At 59.8% G+C, this 15,665-nt stretch carries 19 protein-coding genes; 10 read left to right on the top strand and 9 right to left on the bottom strand.

Annotated features, from left to right (window positions below):
• Nucleotides 1–62 precede the first annotated feature (62 nt).
• Entirely contained in the window at nucleotides 63–530 is a 468-nt protein-coding gene (locus HY795_06195) for a hypothetical protein (protein MBI4804807.1), read from the bottom strand.
• A gap of 194 nt (nucleotides 531–724) precedes the next feature.
• Between HY795_06195 and HY795_06190 the strand changes: the two genes are divergently transcribed.
• Nucleotides 725–1,006: a BrnT family toxin gene (locus HY795_06190; protein MBI4804806.1), complete on the top strand. Its 282-nt coding sequence runs from the start codon at nucleotides 725–727 to the stop codon at nucleotides 1,004–1,006.
• Nucleotides 996–1,295, top strand: a complete 300-nt coding sequence (locus HY795_06185) for a BrnA antitoxin family protein (GenBank protein ID MBI4804805.1) — start codon at nucleotides 996–998, stop codon at nucleotides 1,293–1,295. Before HY795_06190 ends, HY795_06185 begins: the two co-directional genes overlap by 11 nt.
• 47 nt (nucleotides 1,296–1,342) lie before the next feature.
• Here HY795_06185 and HY795_06180 read toward each other — a convergent pair whose 3' ends face one another.
• From HY795_06180 to HY795_06165, 4 genes are read right to left on the bottom strand one after another with little or no spacing between them, the layout of a single operon-like run.
• Entirely contained in the window at nucleotides 1,343–1,525 is a 183-nt protein-coding gene (locus HY795_06180) for a hypothetical protein (protein MBI4804804.1), read from the bottom strand.
• A 36-nt stretch (nucleotides 1,526–1,561) separates the two neighbouring features.
• A complete protein-coding gene (locus HY795_06175) occupies nucleotides 1,562–1,954 on the bottom strand; it encodes a hypothetical protein (GenBank protein MBI4804803.1) in 393 nt (130 codons plus the stop codon).
• Nucleotides 1,839–2,948 (bottom strand): hypothetical protein, encoded by a 1,110-nt coding sequence (locus HY795_06170; protein ID MBI4804802.1) that lies wholly within the window; start codon nucleotides 2,946–2,948, stop codon nucleotides 1,839–1,841. The genes HY795_06175 and HY795_06170 overlap by 116 nt, the downstream gene beginning before the upstream one ends.
• A gap of 5 nt (nucleotides 2,949–2,953) precedes the next feature.
• Nucleotides 2,954–3,400: a hypothetical protein gene (locus HY795_06165; protein MBI4804801.1), complete on the bottom strand. Its 447-nt coding sequence runs from the start codon at nucleotides 3,398–3,400 to the stop codon at nucleotides 2,954–2,956.
• A 198-nt stretch (nucleotides 3,401–3,598) separates the two neighbouring features.
• On the opposite strand from HY795_06165, the gene HY795_06160 reads away from it, so the two are divergent.
• On the top strand, nucleotides 3,599–3,949 hold the full coding sequence (locus tag HY795_06160; protein MBI4804800.1) for a hypothetical protein: 351 nt from the start codon (nucleotides 3,599–3,601) through the stop codon (nucleotides 3,947–3,949).
• Here the strand turns inward: HY795_06160 and HY795_06155 are convergent.
• Nucleotides 3,923–4,117, bottom strand: a complete 195-nt coding sequence (locus tag HY795_06155; protein MBI4804799.1) for a hypothetical protein — start codon at nucleotides 4,115–4,117, stop codon at nucleotides 3,923–3,925. The genes HY795_06160 and HY795_06155 overlap by 27 nt on opposite strands.
• Before the next feature lie 732 nt (nucleotides 4,118–4,849).
• Between HY795_06155 and HY795_06150 the strand changes: the two genes are divergently transcribed.
• The 3 genes from HY795_06150 (at nucleotide 4,850) to HY795_06140 (ending at nucleotide 6,150) form a co-directional block, all read left to right on the top strand.
• The gene (locus tag HY795_06150) at nucleotides 4,850–5,164 is read left to right on the top strand and encodes a hypothetical protein (GenBank protein MBI4804798.1); all 315 of its coding nucleotides are present in this window, start codon (nucleotides 4,850–4,852) and stop codon (nucleotides 5,162–5,164) included.
• A 2-nt stretch (nucleotides 5,165–5,166) separates the two neighbouring features.
• Nucleotides 5,167–5,514, top strand: coding sequence for a hypothetical protein (locus tag HY795_06145; GenBank protein MBI4804797.1), 348 nt, complete (start codon nucleotides 5,167–5,169; stop codon nucleotides 5,512–5,514).
• A 123-nt stretch (nucleotides 5,515–5,637) separates the two neighbouring features.
• Entirely contained in the window at nucleotides 5,638–6,150 is a 513-nt protein-coding gene (locus HY795_06140; protein MBI4804796.1) for a hypothetical protein, read from the top strand.
• 290 nt (nucleotides 6,151–6,440) lie between these two features.
• Here HY795_06140 and HY795_06135 read toward each other — a convergent pair whose 3' ends face one another.
• Nucleotides 6,441–6,713 carry a hypothetical protein gene (locus HY795_06135; GenBank protein MBI4804795.1) on the bottom strand — a complete coding sequence of 91 codons (273 nt, stop codon included), beginning with the start codon at nucleotides 6,711–6,713 and terminating at the stop codon, nucleotides 6,441–6,443.
• Between the two features lie 263 nt (nucleotides 6,714–6,976).
• Between HY795_06135 and HY795_06130 the strand changes: the two genes are divergently transcribed.
• Nucleotides 6,977–7,435 carry an SRPBCC family protein gene (locus HY795_06130; GenBank protein MBI4804794.1) on the top strand — a complete coding sequence of 153 codons (459 nt, stop codon included), beginning with the start codon at nucleotides 6,977–6,979 and terminating at the stop codon, nucleotides 7,433–7,435.
• A gap of 151 nt (nucleotides 7,436–7,586) precedes the next feature.
• Here the strand turns inward: HY795_06130 and HY795_06125 are convergent, their stop codons facing one another.
• A complete protein-coding gene (locus HY795_06125) occupies nucleotides 7,587–9,893 on the bottom strand; it encodes a CHASE domain-containing protein (protein ID MBI4804793.1) in 2,307 nt (768 codons plus the stop codon).
• A gap of 255 nt (nucleotides 9,894–10,148) precedes the next feature.
• Here HY795_06125 and HY795_06120 point away from each other — a divergent pair, with 255 nt between their 5' ends.
• The gene (locus HY795_06120) at nucleotides 10,149–11,870 is read left to right on the top strand and encodes an alpha/beta hydrolase (protein ID MBI4804792.1); all 1,722 of its coding nucleotides are present in this window, start codon (nucleotides 10,149–10,151) and stop codon (nucleotides 11,868–11,870) included.
• Nucleotides 11,871–11,967: 97 nt separating this feature from the next.
• Here the strand turns inward: HY795_06120 and HY795_06115 are convergent, their stop codons facing one another.
• A complete protein-coding gene (locus HY795_06115; protein ID MBI4804791.1) occupies nucleotides 11,968–12,180 on the bottom strand; it encodes a hypothetical protein in 213 nt (70 codons plus the stop codon).
• A 33-nt stretch (nucleotides 12,181–12,213) separates the two neighbouring features.
• Here HY795_06115 and HY795_06110 point away from each other — a divergent pair, with 33 nt between their 5' ends.
• Both HY795_06110 and tssI read left to right on the top strand, forming a co-directional pair.
• The gene (locus tag HY795_06110) at nucleotides 12,214–12,648 is read left to right on the top strand and encodes a hypothetical protein (protein ID MBI4804790.1); all 435 of its coding nucleotides are present in this window, start codon (nucleotides 12,214–12,216) and stop codon (nucleotides 12,646–12,648) included.
• A 476-nt stretch (nucleotides 12,649–13,124) separates the two neighbouring features.
• Nucleotides 13,125–15,377: a type VI secretion system tip protein VgrG gene (gene tssI, locus HY795_06105; GenBank protein ID MBI4804789.1), complete on the top strand. Its 2,253-nt coding sequence runs from the start codon at nucleotides 13,125–13,127 to the stop codon at nucleotides 15,375–15,377.
• Nucleotides 15,378–15,665: the final 288 nt, after the last annotated feature.

Here is a 15,665-nt window from a genome sequence, read left to right as displayed (position 1 = left end):
GCTGGGAAAGAGACAATAGGCGTGGGAAGGGTTAGGGGCTATGCCCTATGAACTGACGAACTCTAGAAGGGCAGGCCGCAGTTTATGGGAAGGGAATTGACGTCCTGAGCCCTGTAGTTGGAGCCCGACTGGACATAGTAGCGGGTGTAGGCGTGCGCGATCATGGGCTTGCGGGTGCTGAACGGGCCTGTCCATTCCACGGACGCGTAGAACACCAGGGGTGTGGTGCCCGGAGTCGAGGCTGTGGACAGCGAGGAACCCCATGCCTGCTTTGCGCCAAGGTCGAACTCTTCAGTCTTGGCCACCGTGCCGTTCTGATCAATGTATGTTATCCGCACGTGTATACTGTCGTTGGACAGGTTCGCCACCTGCAGCGAGAAGTCGATGCGCTCGGTTGAGCTCGAATAGAACAGGTGAAATGGCGGGACCAAGGCCTGTCCGCCCGAGGTGGTGGTCTGGGCCATGACGCCGGGCGCGGCAAGCGCCAGGGCCAGGGCCAATGCGCAAAGAACCGGCATGATCTTCTTCATATTGAACTCCTTTCTGCTGCTTTTTGGCGGGCGGGAAACCCGGCCCGCGGTTGATACACACCCCCCATACACCGGGGAGACCGGCGGAGCACTTGCGCCTATCCGCGCCATCCCTTGGCGATTCTTCAAAGGTGGCATTTCCGCCTCCGCGAAGAGGCCATTGACAACAACCCATTTATATGTACATTTAATCAATGAGTGACGAGTACGAGTTCGATTGGGACCCCAAGAAACGAGCCTTCAACCTTCGCAAGCATGGGTTGGACTTCGAAGATGCGAAGCCGCTTTTTACCGACACGTTGCTGGTGGTCACCGATGACCGCAATGACTACGATGAGGTTCGTTACGTCGGATTCGGAGAACTCGAAGACATCATTGTGATAGTGGTATTCACATTACGGGAACCAAACATCATTCGAATTATTTCGTTCCGTCCAGCGGATGAGGATGAGAGGCAATACTATTATGGGAAATAAGAAAAAGACTCACAGCGAGTTAGAGACAATTCGAAAGAAATCCCCTGAGCAGTTGCGCCAGGCCGCTCTTGAAGACCCCGACGCCCAGCCTGTTCCCCGGGAGATGTTCGCCAGGGCTGTTCCCTGGGGAAGCATTAAACCAAACATCATCAAAAAAAAGGATGTTCATATGTTTCTTGATGAAGATGTAATCGCTTTTTTCAAGGAAGAAACAGGCGGGAAACGTGGTTACCAGACGATGATCAACAACGTGCTGCGCCAGTACATGGAACACCGTAAGCAGACTTAGAGTTCGCAGGGCCGGGCTGAAAATCCCGGCCCGCTAGTTCCCGCCTCTCACCCCTTGGGCGGCGGCACTATCCACGCGTCCAAATCCTTCGAGCAGGCAAGCCAGCGCAGCTCCCCGGCTTCCTTCACCACGGGCAGGCCCCGGCGGATGCGGCTCTCCACCTGACCCCAGTTGGTGAGCTTCAGGTAGTGCAGGATGGCCTTGCGTCCCACCAGGTCGAACCTCATCATCTCCATCTCCCCTGCCCTCGCGGTTAGTCGTTTGACCTATTGCATAAATCCCGGGCGGTGCCCGAACCTCAAGGCCTCCAGCACCTCACGGGCCCGGTCCGTACACATCTCACCCTCGCAGCCCCGCTCGCCTCGAAGGCCTCCCTCACGTTCGCGGCCCTCGGCATCCATCCGGCGCCTCTGCGCCCTGTTCTCGTCCCAGGCCTCGCGCAGGCTGGCCACGGTGGGGAAATACCTGGCCGTTTCCAGGCACTTGAGCGCCGCCTCCTCGAAGTCCTCCCGGGTCATGTCCCGGCAGGCCCGGGCGTAATCCTCAGCCAGCAGGTCCAGCACGCTCACCTGCTTGGACTGGGGGAAATGCAGCGCCAGGCGCTGCAGCACTTCCAGGGCGCTTTGCGGGGTCACCATCCGGCAATTCAGGCTGTTCATGTGTGTGCTCCTTTCGGCGCAGTTTTTCGGCGATGTCGTCGATGGCCTTGGACTCGGGCGACGCGAACCTGTCCGGCTCGGCCCTGGCTTCGGGCACCTTCATCAGCCACATGCGCTCGCGGATGTAGCGCGACAGCATGGGCGCGAAGCGTCCGTTCTCGCGGGTCCACTGGTCGCTTGCGAGCCTGGCCGTGAGATCATCAAGCACCCGGCCAAGCCCAGGCCACTGGCGGCGTCTGGAGAGCTCCTTCAGGGCCGTGTCCGCCGCGCCCGGATCGAACCGCTCGGGCGGATAGCCCTCGCCGATCTGCTGGATCTCCAGCGAGACCGCATAGGCCTGGGCCTCGTAGGCATCCACCCTTCCCCCTCCCCTTGCGTCGCTTCTTTCGCCTGGCGCGTAACCGGACACGGGCCCGGGCGGCTCTGAGAGGAGAGCGGCCGCATGGGGCCGCGACCGGGCAGGAACCTTTGCCCCATGCATCGGAGAAGACGTGTTCGGAGAAGAAGCTTTAGGAGATGAGGGAGTCGGAGAAGAGGCCCGGCGGGTTCCGAATTCGCACCGTGCCTGCACCGTGCTGGCACCGTGCCCGTCTGGTGCGCCGTCGTGACCGGTACCGTCACGGCCGTTAGGCCCGTTCGCGCCATGATCGTCCGCCTGTCCCCACGGGTCGTCCGGATGGGGCGGCAGCTCGCTCTCCTTCTCGTTCTTGTGCGGGTTCTGATGGGCGCCGAACCTGGGAATCCACATGAGGTCGCGCCCGTCCGCCCTATAACGCCTGACGAACCCCCAGCGCTCCAGCTCGTCCAGGATGGGGAGGATGGGCTCGGGGTCGAACGGCAGAAGCTCGGCCTTGATGCGCTTGGGGCGGTCCTCCAGCCTTCCGGCCCGGTCCGCCATGGTCCACAGCCCGGCGAAGACCAGCCGGGCCCAGGGGGAGCACTCGGCCAGGTCCTCGTTCTTGAAGAATCCGGGCTTCAATTGCCGCGCGCGCATCCGCCCTACCCCCGCTCCTCGCGTTCGCACGCCCGCAAGGCCCGGGACAGATCGTCCCTGGTTACCCACTTGAGGGCGAGCGGCAGCCCGCACTCGCGGCAGGGATGGCCCTGAACGCCCGCGCCCACGGCTGCGATCTTGTCCATGGCGCAGCGCTCACGGGTGACGGCTATTCTGCGCTTGGCGCAGGTCCAGGGCTTGCCCCTGGCCTGGAGCTCGGCCTGCCTGCGGGCCCTTGCGTCGGCGTGGTTCAACTGCACTTCCGTGCTAGCCCCGGGCAAAAGGGAGTGGTCTTCGTTCACGTGAACAACCTCGTTGGCCTTTTTCTTGGCGGATGCGGCAGGCCTGAACTCCGGACACCGGCATAGCCCGGCAACCCAGGTGACGCCGGCCATGCAGAAATACGGCGGGGGCGCCATGTTGTGCGCGCACTGGCGGCATTCAAGCGGCACGCCCTACTCCCCAGCGGTCCTGTTTACTTTGCGCGGCGCTTGCCACATATGTTGGCGGGTGGATTTTCCAGCGCGCCGGAGCGACATGATGTTCATGGAGGGTATTTAGAGGATATTCCTCTGGCAGACAAGGAGGAATTTGTCCGGAAGACAGCTAGGGGATTATCAGCTAATTATAAGCTAACCAAAGGAGGCGTGATGGACAGGGGCTACGTCGTCGAACGCTGCTTCGTAAGCATCATCTGCAAGAAGTTGAAGGAAGCGGGCATCAACCACTCCAAGGCGGCCAATACGGCCTTCTCCGACCGCAAGAACGGAGTGAACACCTGGCGCGACATACGAAATTTTGACCGCCCCAAGAAACCCCAGCGTCTGAATCTTGGCGAAGCCATCGCCCTGGCCGACGTGGTGGGCGAACCCCTGCACGCTCTGCTCATAGAAGTGGACTACGCCCTGAAAAACGGCTGGGATCTTGAACGGGACGACCCTTCCCCCACGTGCCGCGAGAAGCAGGGCAGACGATCAGAGAAGCCCGCTGGCGGACAATAGGCCGCGCAAGGACTTACACACCACCTCCTGGGAAAGGGCCAGGATAGCCACATCTGCCTCGTCCGTGGCGTCGCACTGGATCGCCCGGCTGACCGCCTCCAGGAACTTTATAGACAAGTCGAGATTTTCACTCAGATCGCTATCGCTCGAAAACTTCAGAAACGCCATTCTCGATACTCCATTCCCGATTAAGGTCCCCACGAAAGCGTCGTACCGCCTTATTTCTACGAATACGCTTAGAGGATTATGTCATTCTCCTCTTTTGCGTACGGCGCGCATGTATAGAAAACAATATTTGCAAAATCCCCGCCAGTCTTCAGTTACTGCCTGACTCACCAAAATAATTCGTTTATCCTATAGAATCCCTACCTCTTCTAAGCGAGGATAATCCTCTTTTTTGATATTTACAACAAGAGGATTATCTTCTATATGTTTCCCGGCGAGCCAAACGCGGTGAGGCCATGCGAACGACCCAAACCCCACGGGGGCCAAGGCCAAACAAGAGGCCACGGCGGGAAGGGGAAGGCTGCAATCCAAGCGGGCGCGCGTCGAGACGGACAGGTTGGCGCAGGATGCGCCAGGCGGCTGGGGACCTAGCGGAACGAAATGAAACACTTACCCCCCGGAGCGTGGTGTTGCCGGGGGCGGCAAGTCGGCGGGCGCCCCACGTGCGCCAGTGCGTTCGGGGCGCCCGCATCGCTCGTCACATCATTCGGACTGGCTGCTTCAGGCTGGCGCGAGCCCGTCGTGGGAGGGGTGCGTCCAAAAAGGAAGGATGACCATGCGAAAACTCATGCAAGCCATCCATTGGGAAGTGTTCTTCACCTTCGTGTTCACGGCCGCCGTGCTGGCCGCCCTGGCTCTCCTGTGGCTCGAGCCCATCTTCACGGAAGCGCTCCGGTGAGCATGCGCTGCGTGGAGGTAACGGCCGACATCGGCACCTGGCGGATCGAGGCCCTGGTGAGCTTCCCGCCCAAGGCCCCGCTTCATTACTCCGTCACCTCCATGAAGGCCCGGCCCTACCACGAGGACGGCACGCTGGCGGACGATCCCCAGGGGTTCGAGGCCTTGCGGAGCATGGACGACGCGGACATGCGGGCCTTCGAGGCCGTTATCGACAAGGCCGTGTGGCGCGAGTTCGTGGCCGGCATGGGGCCGGACGAGGGCTGGCACCAGAGGGCAGACGCCTGGCGCGCCGCCAGGGAAGGACGGTAGCCGTGGCCTGGCGCCCCATCCCCGGATTCTCCCGCTACGAGGTGAGCGACACCCTGCAGGTGCGCAAGGCCGAGAACTTCCAGGTGCTCAAAAAGGACTTCCACTCGGTCTACCTGGCCAGAAACGGCATCCGCTACGGCTTCACGGTGGAGGAGCTGCTGGACGCTGCCAAGGCGGGGCGCGAGCCCAATGCCAGGTACGCCAAGCGCAAGGTGGAGCGTCCGCGCGAGCCGTGCCTCCAGCCCATCACGCAGATCCCCTGCCCGCACACCGAGGCCCTGCTGGAAGCCTGGACCAAGGACCCGATCATGAGCGGGCTGGACGCCGCCTGGCGAAGCGTCGGCTACTAGCGCCTGCGGGAAGGCCCCGCTGGCGGCGTTGCCGGGCCAAAGCGGGCAACGGCCCGACATGACGCACTTTTCGGAAACAGCGTCGCAAACGGGGCAACCACCCCAGAAACACAGGAGGATTGTATGGCGTGGGACGACTTGATCACCGGGCACCCGATGGAACTCACCTTCCACGAGCAATTCGCGAACGAGCCCGTATGCTTCGACATCGACCTGGAGGACTGGTCCGGCTTCTTCTTCAGGGGCTCGGCGCTCGTTGCCAACGCCAATCCGCTGAGGATGCTGGTTGACGGCGACACGGACGCCAACCACTACCGCATCCACAACCACGTGGCCCGGCATGTGCTCCAGACCAGCACCGACGTGCTTTACGGGTCGCACGGCCTTGTTCCGCCCAACCTCATCGGCTCCGGCCCCCTGGCTTACTTCCACATCGAGGGTTCCTACTACAGCTACGCGGGCCATTTCATGTACCGGCTGAATCAGAGGGCCGAGGAGACCAACCCGGTAAGCTCCACCATCTACACCGCCAACGGGAGCAACCTGTACCTGGGCACCGGCGACAAGAACAAGGTGACCGTCACTTCCGGCGGCCTGCCGGTGACGGGCTTGGTGAAAATCTTCAAGTTCTACTAGAAGTATGCAACCTGGGGCCGGTGGGTGATCCGCCGGCCTTTTTCGCAAAAGAGCGTTGAGGAAGGCCGGGCTGTCCATGGTGAAGTCCGCCCAGGCGGCAGACGCGAAAGGGGTTTGGTCCCGAAAGACCAAACCCCTTGTTCGTTGGACACTCGCTTGCCCAACCGTCTCCTTGTACAGGCTCCTCACCTGGAGCGGGCGGAAGCCCGTAAGCCGGGAATGACCAGCGTAAACTCACGCCCGCCGGGCCGTCCACTGTTCCCGGCCGCGACCGCCAAGGCCGGGCTCACCTACCAGGGGCTGCCGAAACCGGTGCCGTCCCGGGGCATGGGCTGCGTGCCGTCGCCGTAGCCCAGCCCGAGATAGAGCGGCGTGGCGCCCTGCTGCTGGCCGGTGGCAACACTGCCTGTCCCCATGCCTGCGGGTGTGGTGCCGGTGGCGATGCACGTGGTGCACTGCGGGCCCCATGCCTGCGAGTCGGAAGCCCAGGGAGGCCCCCAGGCCAGTGCCGGTTGCGCCAGAATTGCCAGGACGGCGACAGTCAAAAGAACATGCCGTTTCATGTTGCTGCTCCTTGATAGAGTGTTATGAAACAGACAACTTGTGCAGAAATGGAGTATCGTGAACTCCAATCTGGTATTTGGCCATACTTCAAGCAAAGATCAGACCAAGATAATTGTTTAGCTATTTGAAATCATTACAAATTAACACCAAAACGGTATGAATGGTTTTGTGCAAAATATTGCGGCAAAGCGCAGGCGAAACGTGATAGCCTGCACATATCCGCACGAATTCCTGTGCAAGTAATGCTCGCCATGGTGACCACATGACGCTCCACGCCTTGAGCCGCACCCAGATATTGCCCATTACCCTAAGCGAGGCCTGGGCATACTTCAGCGACCCGAACAACCTGTGCGACTTGACCCCCGAGTGGCTGTGCTTCGACATCCGCTCGAACGTGCCGCCACGGATGCACCCGGGCATGATCATCGAATACAGGATCACGGCCCTGGCCGGCATCCCCATGAACTGGATCACCGAGATCACCCACGTGGTGGAACCCGTTCTCTTCGTGGACGAGCAGCGCTTCGGCCCCTACCGGTTCTGGCACCACCAGCACCATTTCCGCGAAATCGACCGGGGAGTCGAGATGTACGACCTGGTGCACTACTCCCTGCCCTTCTGGCCCTTGGGGAGCCTTATGCATGCCCTGCATGTGCGCAAGAAGCTGCGGGAGATATTCGACCACCGCCAGGAGCACCTGAAGGTGGTCTTTCCGGGGTGAGAGGGCCGGGTGCCTGCCCCCCCCTGCCATTGGCATGGACCACGCCAACCGGGGCAGGTCGCCCCGGCTGTCGCCCTTTCGGATCGCTTGGAGTGAGACGTTAAAAACCAGTTGTTGCGGCATTGAGAAACGAACACTTCGCTTACGTCTCTCACAATTCATTCTTGCTGTTTTTAGGGCCGTCTATCGGAATGCGCACATAGAATGTTGTTCCCACACCAACTTCTGTACTGAATGTAAGAGAGCCTTCATGCTTGTTGACCACACTCTCGTAGGCGATGGCCAGCCCTTGTCCGGTGCCTTTCCCGACATCCTTTGTGGTGAAGAACATGTTGAAAACCTTGTCGCGCACTTCTTCAGGTATGCCTGAACCCGTGTCGCTGATGGAAATTTCAGCCATATCGTCAACTTTTCTGGTTCGTATGGTTATTTTTCCAAGTTCATTCTTGTTCTTTACCACGTCCGCTACAGAGTGAGATGCATTCACAATGATATTGAGCAGAACCTGGCTTATTTCATCCTGCTGGCAGCGGACGTTTGGGAGGTCCTTGGAAAAATCGAGTTCCATTGTGGAGACGTATTTCCATTCGTTGCGTGAAATTTCCACAGTCGTTCGTACAACGTTCTCAAGGTCTACTGTCAGCATCCTGTCTCCGGAAGAATGCGAGAATCGGCGCATGGCTTGAACAATGGTGCTGATGCGTTCAATGCCTTCAAAAATTCTATTTATAGTGCTGGGTATTTCTTTCTGGAGAAATTCAGCTTCGACATCATGCAACAGTTCCTTCATGGCCTGTGCCGCAACCTCTCCCACCGCGTCAGGCTGGGCAGCGTAGTGTTCAACCTGGGTTAACACCCTGGAAATATCCGCAAATGAATCCCGCAGGAAGGTGACGCCGTCTCCCACATACTGGGTGGGGGTGTTTATCTCGTGCGCTATGCCTGCGGCCAGTTGGCCTATGGCCTCCATCTTGCCCACGCTGGCAAGCTTGATCTCCATCTGACGGCGTTCCGTCAGGTCCATGTAGATGCACAGTCCGCCTATGCAGACCTTGTCGATGTCGTACAAGGGAGAAATGCTCACCAGCATGACCTTGTCTTTTCCCTTGCAACTCTTTGTATGCACCTCCGCATTTTGCAATACCGCCCCGTCAGAAATGCTCTTTTCGATCAACTCTATATATTCAGCATCATGGCAGGATATTTCCTTAAGAGTCTTTCCGTTGCAGCCTTCTATTGAAACATCCAATTCAAGCATCTCAATGAAGCGAGTATTTGTTTTGAGTATGCGTTGCTTTGCATCAACCAGGATATAGGGCATCGGGAAATTGTCCAGTATCCCACGGAGCAGTTCCGATTCATGCTTCCTTGCCTGTTCCAGCAGCAGGATATTGACGCGATCGCGCAGGAAGGCCCGAAAAACCGCAAAGAGCAACAGGCTGACAATCAGTCCTGAACATGCGATAAAATATGGCACACGACGATCAATGGCATTCTCGAATTCTTCAAGAGCAGACAAGCGGACGGTCCACGGCCTGCCAAGAATCTCCATGCGTTCAATGGAAACAAACGATGCGGGACGTATCTGCTCTCGATTCGATGTCAGCGCTTCGCTGCGGTACATGAGCGAAGCATCCGCCATTTCCGAGCCATCGAAAACCTCAAAGGCAACATCGTTCTGGGTGTCTGGTATTATGCCGTTCATGAGATTGTACATGCGAAACGGCGCATTGACGTATCCCTTGATCGATAGCCGGCGTTCCTCCACCGTGGCCGGAGGCTCCTGGCTCTTGTACACCGCCAGAAACATGATGAAACCCGGCTGAACATTGGTGGTGCCTTCCTGCACCAGGGTTATCTTGCCGGTTATGGTGGGCTTTGCGGTGTCCCGCGCGCGTTCGATGGCGGCGCGGCGCACGTCGTTGCTGAAGGTGTCGAACCCGAAGGCCTTTTTGTTGAGGGCGTTGTCCGGTTCCAGGTAGATCACCGGCGTATAGGCCTCGCGGTCTCCGGGCGGGCGGATGGCGTAGTCGGGAAAACCCTGCGAACGCATCTCGGCTATGTGTTGCTCCTTGGTGTCGGGAAAGATGGCCGGGGAGTATCCCAGCCCCTGAATGCCGGGATAATTCGTGTTGAGATCCATGGTTGCGGCGAAGTCTTTCCATTGGGTCATCGTGACGGTGCGCGAGGCGTTGAAAAGGGCCGCCCCTCCTCGCAGGGCCAGCACGTACGCTCCGATGCGGTCTCGAATTGCGTTGGTTATTTCCGTGGTGCGAAACTCGAAATTGGCCCGCGCATGCGAGGAGACCGCTCCATTGGCGAGATACCAGGCGAAGGTGGTACCGGCGAGGCTCAAGGCCAACAGAATCCAGCTGGCTGACTTGCCCAGAAGTATCAGCCTGTCCGATGGCCAGGCCGTTTTCTCTGACAAAGGACGACTGGGAGAGTACTCTGGCATTGAACACTCCTTTGGTCTCCAACGTATTTACGAAAAACACGGTAAATTGCAACGAAAGCGCGGGACAATCGATACGGGACGAAGAATCCCCCCACTCCCCGCAATCCTCCTCTCCCATATTTCCGCAAATCCTCCGCGCTTTATCCCTCTCCCCGCCCGATGTAAGGATTTTGTAAGGACGGACTGCTAGGTTTCTCCTTCATGACCTGTATGGCGAATAGCGCCATTCCAGGCCCTGAAGGAGGAACTCCTGCTATGTCGGATTTCATTCGCAGATATCCCGTCGCCATGCTTCTCATCATTCTTGCCGCCGTGTCGGCCCCCTTCGGGCAGGCCCGCGCGGAGGGCGGCATCGACCCTGCCGACCCCATGGTGCGCATCACCTATACGAAATCGAACCTGGACGTCCCGGCCGTGCTGGCCGCCGTCAGCCGCGAGGTGTCCAAGTCAACGGGTTTGGGCGAGGAACTCCTCACCTACTACTGGCAGACCTTCGACGCCGTGCACTGCATGGGCAAGCCCGCCACGGACAAGCCCATGTTCGTGGACCTCTACGTGCCCGGCTTCATGACCGACGACATGGTGGCCAAGATGATGACCGCCATCGCCGACTCCCTGGCCAAGAACACGGGCCTCGACAAGAAGTGGGTCTTCATCCACACCCACTTCCCCCAGCAGGGGCACGTGTACATAAGCGGCGAGGTCTCCCACTGGGACAACTACCGCGGCAAGCCGGAAAAACCCGCGCGCGACATCTCCGACCGGGCCATGAGCAAGTTCCTCTTCAACGACGGCGCCTTCGTGTTCCAATGTCTGTGGAGGGCCGGGCTCATCGCGGCGGGCGGGGCGGACCTGGGCGAGATGCTCACCATCACAAGCCAGGTGAAGGACTACGACAAGGAGAGCTGGTATCAGGCCTGGAACGCCATGGCCCGCAGGCTGCGCGACGCGGCCGACCGGGACGCCGCCGCCGGGCATAACGTAAGCGCCATGCAGCAGTATTTCCGCGCCACCGAATACTACCGGGCCAGCGGAATCTACCTCTTCGGAAGCGACCCGCGCGGCGCCGTGGCCTGGCAGGACGGCCGCGACACCTTTCTGAAGGCCGCCCAGCTCTCCGAGGGGCGCATTAAGCCCGTGCGCATTCCGTATGAAAAGACCACCCTGCCCGGCTACCTGGTCACCCCGGACACCACCAAACGCAAGCGCCCGCTGCTCATCATCCAGACCGGCCTGGACGGCACCGCCGAGGACCTCTACTTCATCATCGCCGCCCATGCCGCGAAGCGCGGCTACGCCTGCCTGATCTTCGAAGGCCCCGGCCAGGGCGAGATGATCGTCAAGCAGGGCCTGCCCTTCCGGCACGACTGGGAGAAGGTGGTCACCCCCGTGGTGGACTTCGCCGTCACCCTGCCCGAGGTGGATTCCAGGCGCATGGCCGTCATCGGCTACTCCATGGGCGGCTATCTGGTGCCGCGCGCCCTGGCCTTCGAGAAGCGCATTGCCTGGGGCATCGCCGACGGCGGCGTGGTCAGCCCCTTTGACGGCGTGTTGTCCAAGTTCCCGGCCGAGGTGCTTGCGGGCGTGGACGTTCCGGCCCAGGCGGCCCGGGTGGACGAGCTGGTGGGCAAGGAGATGGCCAAGCACCCGGAGCAGGCCCAGTTCATCAACCAGATGCTCTGGACCTTCGACGCCAAGACCCCGAGCGCGCTGTTCACGAAGCTTAGGAAATTCAACCAGGCCGACACCATGGGTAAGATAGAGACCGAAATGCTGGTGGTGAACTCAAGCGAGGACCAGGTGGCCGCATCCAACGCCCAGTCCAAACTGTTCTTCAATGGTGTGAAGGCCAAGAAGACCTACATGGAGTTCGACGCCTTGCGGGGCACGCAGTTCCACTGCCAGCTGGGCGCGCCCCTGGCCTCCAGCGAACGCATTCTCGACTGGCTGGACGAGAGGGCCAAGCCCAAGCAATAGCCCCCCGTTCACGCCACTGCACACTTAAAAAGCGGCTTACGCTCTTGGCGTAGGCCGCTTTTGTTTGGCGTACCCGAGTCTAGGGGGTTCAAGGCCGCTACGCGCTCATCCCTGGCGGATTTCGCAACGCGTCACCCGGGTCCGTAACCTTGTGCGCCTCCTGCGCTTCGGGTTGCGCCACGGAGGTGGCCCTGCGGGTCCCTGGCGAAAAGGGACTGGCCATGGTTCGCACCATGCTGTCGCGACGAAGCCCCATGATTGCGCAGAACGAGTAGCGGAAGGAGCGCATTGACGCTGCCGGCGTGTTCATGGTTTCCAAAGGCGTTGCACACAGGAGGTTGAGATGGAGTTTTTCGAGTTCGCGGATGTGGCTGCCACTCCCGAGGGAATCCGCCAAATGCTCACGTTGAGCGCCTTGCCGGACTATTGTGACGAGATAGAGTCGGTGGATGAGGAAGAAGAGCTTGGCCGTGTGGTCTACTTTTTCCAGTGGGGCCGCTACCACATCCGGCGCGACGAGGTAATGGGCGGCGTGCGCTTCTGGGTGCCGGACTGCCCGAACGCCCTGGCCTGGACCGTGACCACGGGATACCCGCCGCACCCCGGCAAGATCGTGCTCCACGCCACAATCAACCGGACCTTCCACGACCAGGAGTTCATAGACGCCACCAAGGCGCTTATTTCAGCGTTCAAGGCCGGTCTGGAAGGTTCCGCGGACGGTGTTGGACCAAAGCCCGAGGCAAGAATGCCACTCCTGGGGGATTTGCGCGGGAAATGATGAAACATCGCCAAAAGCACGCCCTTCACGCAAGACGTGGTGAACTCGCTCGCCCCGTATCTGAAATCAGCACCTGACATTCGCATCTACGATGCAGTGTAAATAGCCTGCAATAACGCGTAAGCGGGCTTGATCATGTGAGCCCGCTTGCGTGTGTTCAATCAGCGAGCCGGACAACGCGCTTAAGACTTTGGAATTCGCCTAGCTGTAGTCGCACAAAAGACTCGCCTGCACTTGGCTCAAACATTCCAAGCCAATGATTTCAAGCCAATGCACTGCTTTTCCGACATTTATTCACCCTATCGCCGGCAACCCATTCCGCTAGCGCCATTCTTCGTGTAGAAATGGTTGGAACTCCTTAGTCGTATTTTTGGTATCCGCGCTTGTTGTTCCAGGATTTCGGCCAGGCCGTGCCTCCACTGGCGGAGGCGAACGCCGGGAAATTATCCGGTCAATTCAGCAGCCAAGGATCCACCATGCCGCCAACCGACGCCCCCAGCTACCATTTCACCATTTCCGGCCTGCCCGACGATTCGTTCCAGGTAGTCAAGTTCACGGGCACGGAAGGCCTCTCCCAGCTCTACGAATTCGACGTTCTCCTGGCCTCGGCCTCCCATGAGATCGACCTGGGCGCGGTGCTCAGCGGACGCACGCGCCTGAGCGTGCACCGGCCTGGCAAGCAGGAACTTGGCTTAAACGGCATGGTCCTGGACTTCGACCAGCTCGAGCAGAACCACGGCCTCACCTTCTACCGCGCCCTGGTAGTGCCCAGGGCTTGGTGGCTCACCCAGATTCGCACCACCCAGATATTTCTCGACGACGAAATGCACCACGTGCTGGAAAGCATTCTCAAGCAGGCCGCCCTCCAGCCTGGCCTGGACTTCGAATTCCGCCTGGCCGCCAATTACCCAAAGCGCGACTGGATCTGCCAATACGACGAGACCCACTGGAACTTCTTCAACCGCCTCATGGAACGCGCCGGGCTCTATTTCTTCTTCGAGCAGACGCAAAACGGGGAGAAGCTCGTGGTCACGGACACGGCCATGTCCCACGTTCCCCTGACCGGCGAGGGAGGCCTGTCCTATCGCCCGCCTTCGGCCCTGGACACACAGCTCGACCCCGAGACCGCCAGGTCGTTCCGGTGCGCCCTGCACCGCCTGCCCAAGGAGGTGCTCATCCGGGACTACAACTACCGCACGCTCAGGCAGGTGGAGGGGCGCCACGAGGTGAGCGAGACCGGGCTCGGCACCATCTACCGGCACGTGGAGGACCTCCGCTCCAATTCAGAGGCCAACTACGTGGCCAAGGCCAGGGCCGACGGCCTCGCCTGCCAGGGCCGCCGCTTCCACGGCGAAACGGCCGCCCCATTTCTGCGCCCCGGCTTCACCTTCCACCTCTCCGACCACTACCGTTCCGACTTCAACCGGGAATACACCACCATCGAACTCAAGCACGAAGGGCACCAGGAGGCCTACATCGCCACCCTGGCAGGCCAGAACACAAAGGCCGCGCAGGACAAGCCCTTCTACCGCAACACCTTCGTGGCCATCCCGTCCGACGTGCAGTTCAGGCCGGAGCCCAAGACGCCCAGGCCCATCGTGGCCGGCCCGGTCACTGCCTGGATCGACGGCGAAGCAGAAGGCAAATATGCCGAAGTCGACTCCATGGGCCGCTACAAGGTGGTCTTTCCCCTGGACCTGTCCGGCCGCAATGAAGGCAAGGCCTCGCACTGGATACGCATGATGACCCCCTACGGCGGCAACGGCCACGGCATGCACTTCCCCCTGCACAAGGGCACGGAGGTGCTGGTGGTCTTCCGCGACGGCAACCCGGACAAGCCCGTCATCGCCGGGGCCGTGCCCAACATGACCCAGAAGATGGTGGTCAACGAGGACAACAACACCCAGTGCAGGCTCACAACCGCCGGTGACAACAGGTTCCACATCGAGGATCTTGAAGGGAGCCAGCGCTTTTTGCTGCACACGCCCGTGGAAAACTCCTGGGTGCGCATCGGCGCTCCCAACGATCCGCCCGCCACGAGCTCGGACAGCGACTGGAACTGGAACAACGCGGCATCCAAAAACGGAATAGCCATCAGCACGGGGAATTCCTTCAGCGTCAACTGCCAGGTCTGGAACACGGTTACCTTCGGGGAGTCTTCGAGCTTCACGGGCGGGATGAAGATGGCCACCGTATTGGGCGAAACCTTGAACATCTCTCTTGGCCCCCGCCACGACATCGTCATACCGCGCAAGTACGACTACACACCCTCGAAAACCGGCATTGAGTCCATGTGCGAATATCTGCACATAAAAAAGAAGGTTGTTGTTGCGCAGCAAGAGCAGATAGCCGAGCAGCAGCAGATCATCATTGAACAGAACAATGTCGTTATCCAAGAGCAGAATAACATTGTTCAGGAACAGAATAACGTTGTCGAGGATCACAACGACATGAACGTGCAGCATGAACAGGTCGTCGTTGAGCAAAATTTAAATGCAGTCCAGCAGGAACAGGCCATAGTCAACCAAAACAACCAGATCGTCGAGCAGGAGCAGGCCATCGTCAACCAGAACAATCAGATCGCTGAGCAGGAGCAGGTCATCGCCAACCAGAACATCCAAGCAGTTGAACAGAATATCATGGTCGAGCAACAGAACAACATGGTTGTGAACGGCATGAGCTTAGGTGCCATGAAGCAGATGCTGTTCGGAGGCGTCGACATCATCTGAATGAGTCAAGCCAGGGAGCTTTGTTGCGGCGTTTGACGAATAACAGACAGCCGGGGCAGGCCCGCCGACAAACCGGGCGACAAGCATAAAACGCCCCGCCACGGATGCTTGTGTGGCGGAGCGTTTTTTTTCCTGGCCTGCCGCCCGCGCGGCCTTTCAGATGGCCTCGTTCGTCGCGCACTTGGGCGGAATAAACCTGCCACTGCGTCGCCTATTGCTCACGGCCAAAGGACGATCATGGACGTGGTGGACCAGGCCGTGGGCAAGATGCTAGACGGGTCCGGTGCA

Source organism: Desulfovibrio sp. (genome assembly GCA_016208105.1).
In the GTDB taxonomy this organism is placed as follows: Bacteria; Desulfobacterota; Desulfovibrionia; order Desulfovibrionales; family Desulfovibrionaceae; genus Fundidesulfovibrio.
The sequence above is the reverse complement of the archived record's forward strand: the minus strand, read 5'-3'. Positions and strand labels throughout refer to the sequence as shown.

Bases quoted from the DNA above. Each gene is read 5' to 3' on its own strand.
- HY795_06195 (MBI4804807.1), bottom strand. From the start codon at position 530: ATGAAGAAGATCATGCCGGTTCTTTGCGCATTGGCCCTGGCCCTGGCG.
- HY795_06190 (MBI4804806.1), top strand. From the start codon at position 725: ATGAGTGACGAGTACGAGTTCGATTGGGACCCCAAGAAACGAGCCTTC.
- HY795_06185 (MBI4804805.1), top strand. From the start codon at position 996: ATGGGAAATAAGAAAAAGACTCACAGCGAGTTAGAGACAATTCGAAAG.
- HY795_06180 (MBI4804804.1), bottom strand. From the start codon at position 1,525: ATGATGAGGTTCGACCTGGTGGGACGCAAGGCCATCCTGCACTACCTG.
- HY795_06175 (MBI4804803.1), bottom strand. From the start codon at position 1,954: ATGAACAGCCTGAATTGCCGGATGGTGACCCCGCAAAGCGCCCTGGAA.
- HY795_06170 (MBI4804802.1), bottom strand. From the start codon at position 2,948: ATGCGCGCGCGGCAATTGAAGCCCGGATTCTTCAAGAACGAGGACCTG.
- HY795_06160 (MBI4804800.1), top strand. From the start codon at position 3,599: ATGGACAGGGGCTACGTCGTCGAACGCTGCTTCGTAAGCATCATCTGC.
- HY795_06155 (MBI4804799.1), bottom strand. From the start codon at position 4,117: ATGGCGTTTCTGAAGTTTTCGAGCGATAGCGATCTGAGTGAAAATCTC.
- HY795_06140 (MBI4804796.1), top strand. From the start codon at position 5,638: ATGGCGTGGGACGACTTGATCACCGGGCACCCGATGGAACTCACCTTC.
- HY795_06135 (MBI4804795.1), bottom strand. From the start codon at position 6,713: ATGAAACGGCATGTTCTTTTGACTGTCGCCGTCCTGGCAATTCTGGCG.
- HY795_06130 (MBI4804794.1), top strand. From the start codon at position 6,977: ATGACGCTCCACGCCTTGAGCCGCACCCAGATATTGCCCATTACCCTA.
- HY795_06125 (MBI4804793.1), bottom strand. From the start codon at position 9,893: ATGCCAGAGTACTCTCCCAGTCGTCCTTTGTCAGAGAAAACGGCCTGG.
- HY795_06120 (MBI4804792.1), top strand. From the start codon at position 10,149: ATGTCGGATTTCATTCGCAGATATCCCGTCGCCATGCTTCTCATCATT.
- HY795_06115 (MBI4804791.1), bottom strand. From the start codon at position 12,180: ATGAACACGCCGGCAGCGTCAATGCGCTCCTTCCGCTACTCGTTCTGC.
- HY795_06110 (MBI4804790.1), top strand. From the start codon at position 12,214: ATGGAGTTTTTCGAGTTCGCGGATGTGGCTGCCACTCCCGAGGGAATC.
- tssI (MBI4804789.1), top strand. From the start codon at position 13,125: ATGCCGCCAACCGACGCCCCCAGCTACCATTTCACCATTTCCGGCCTG.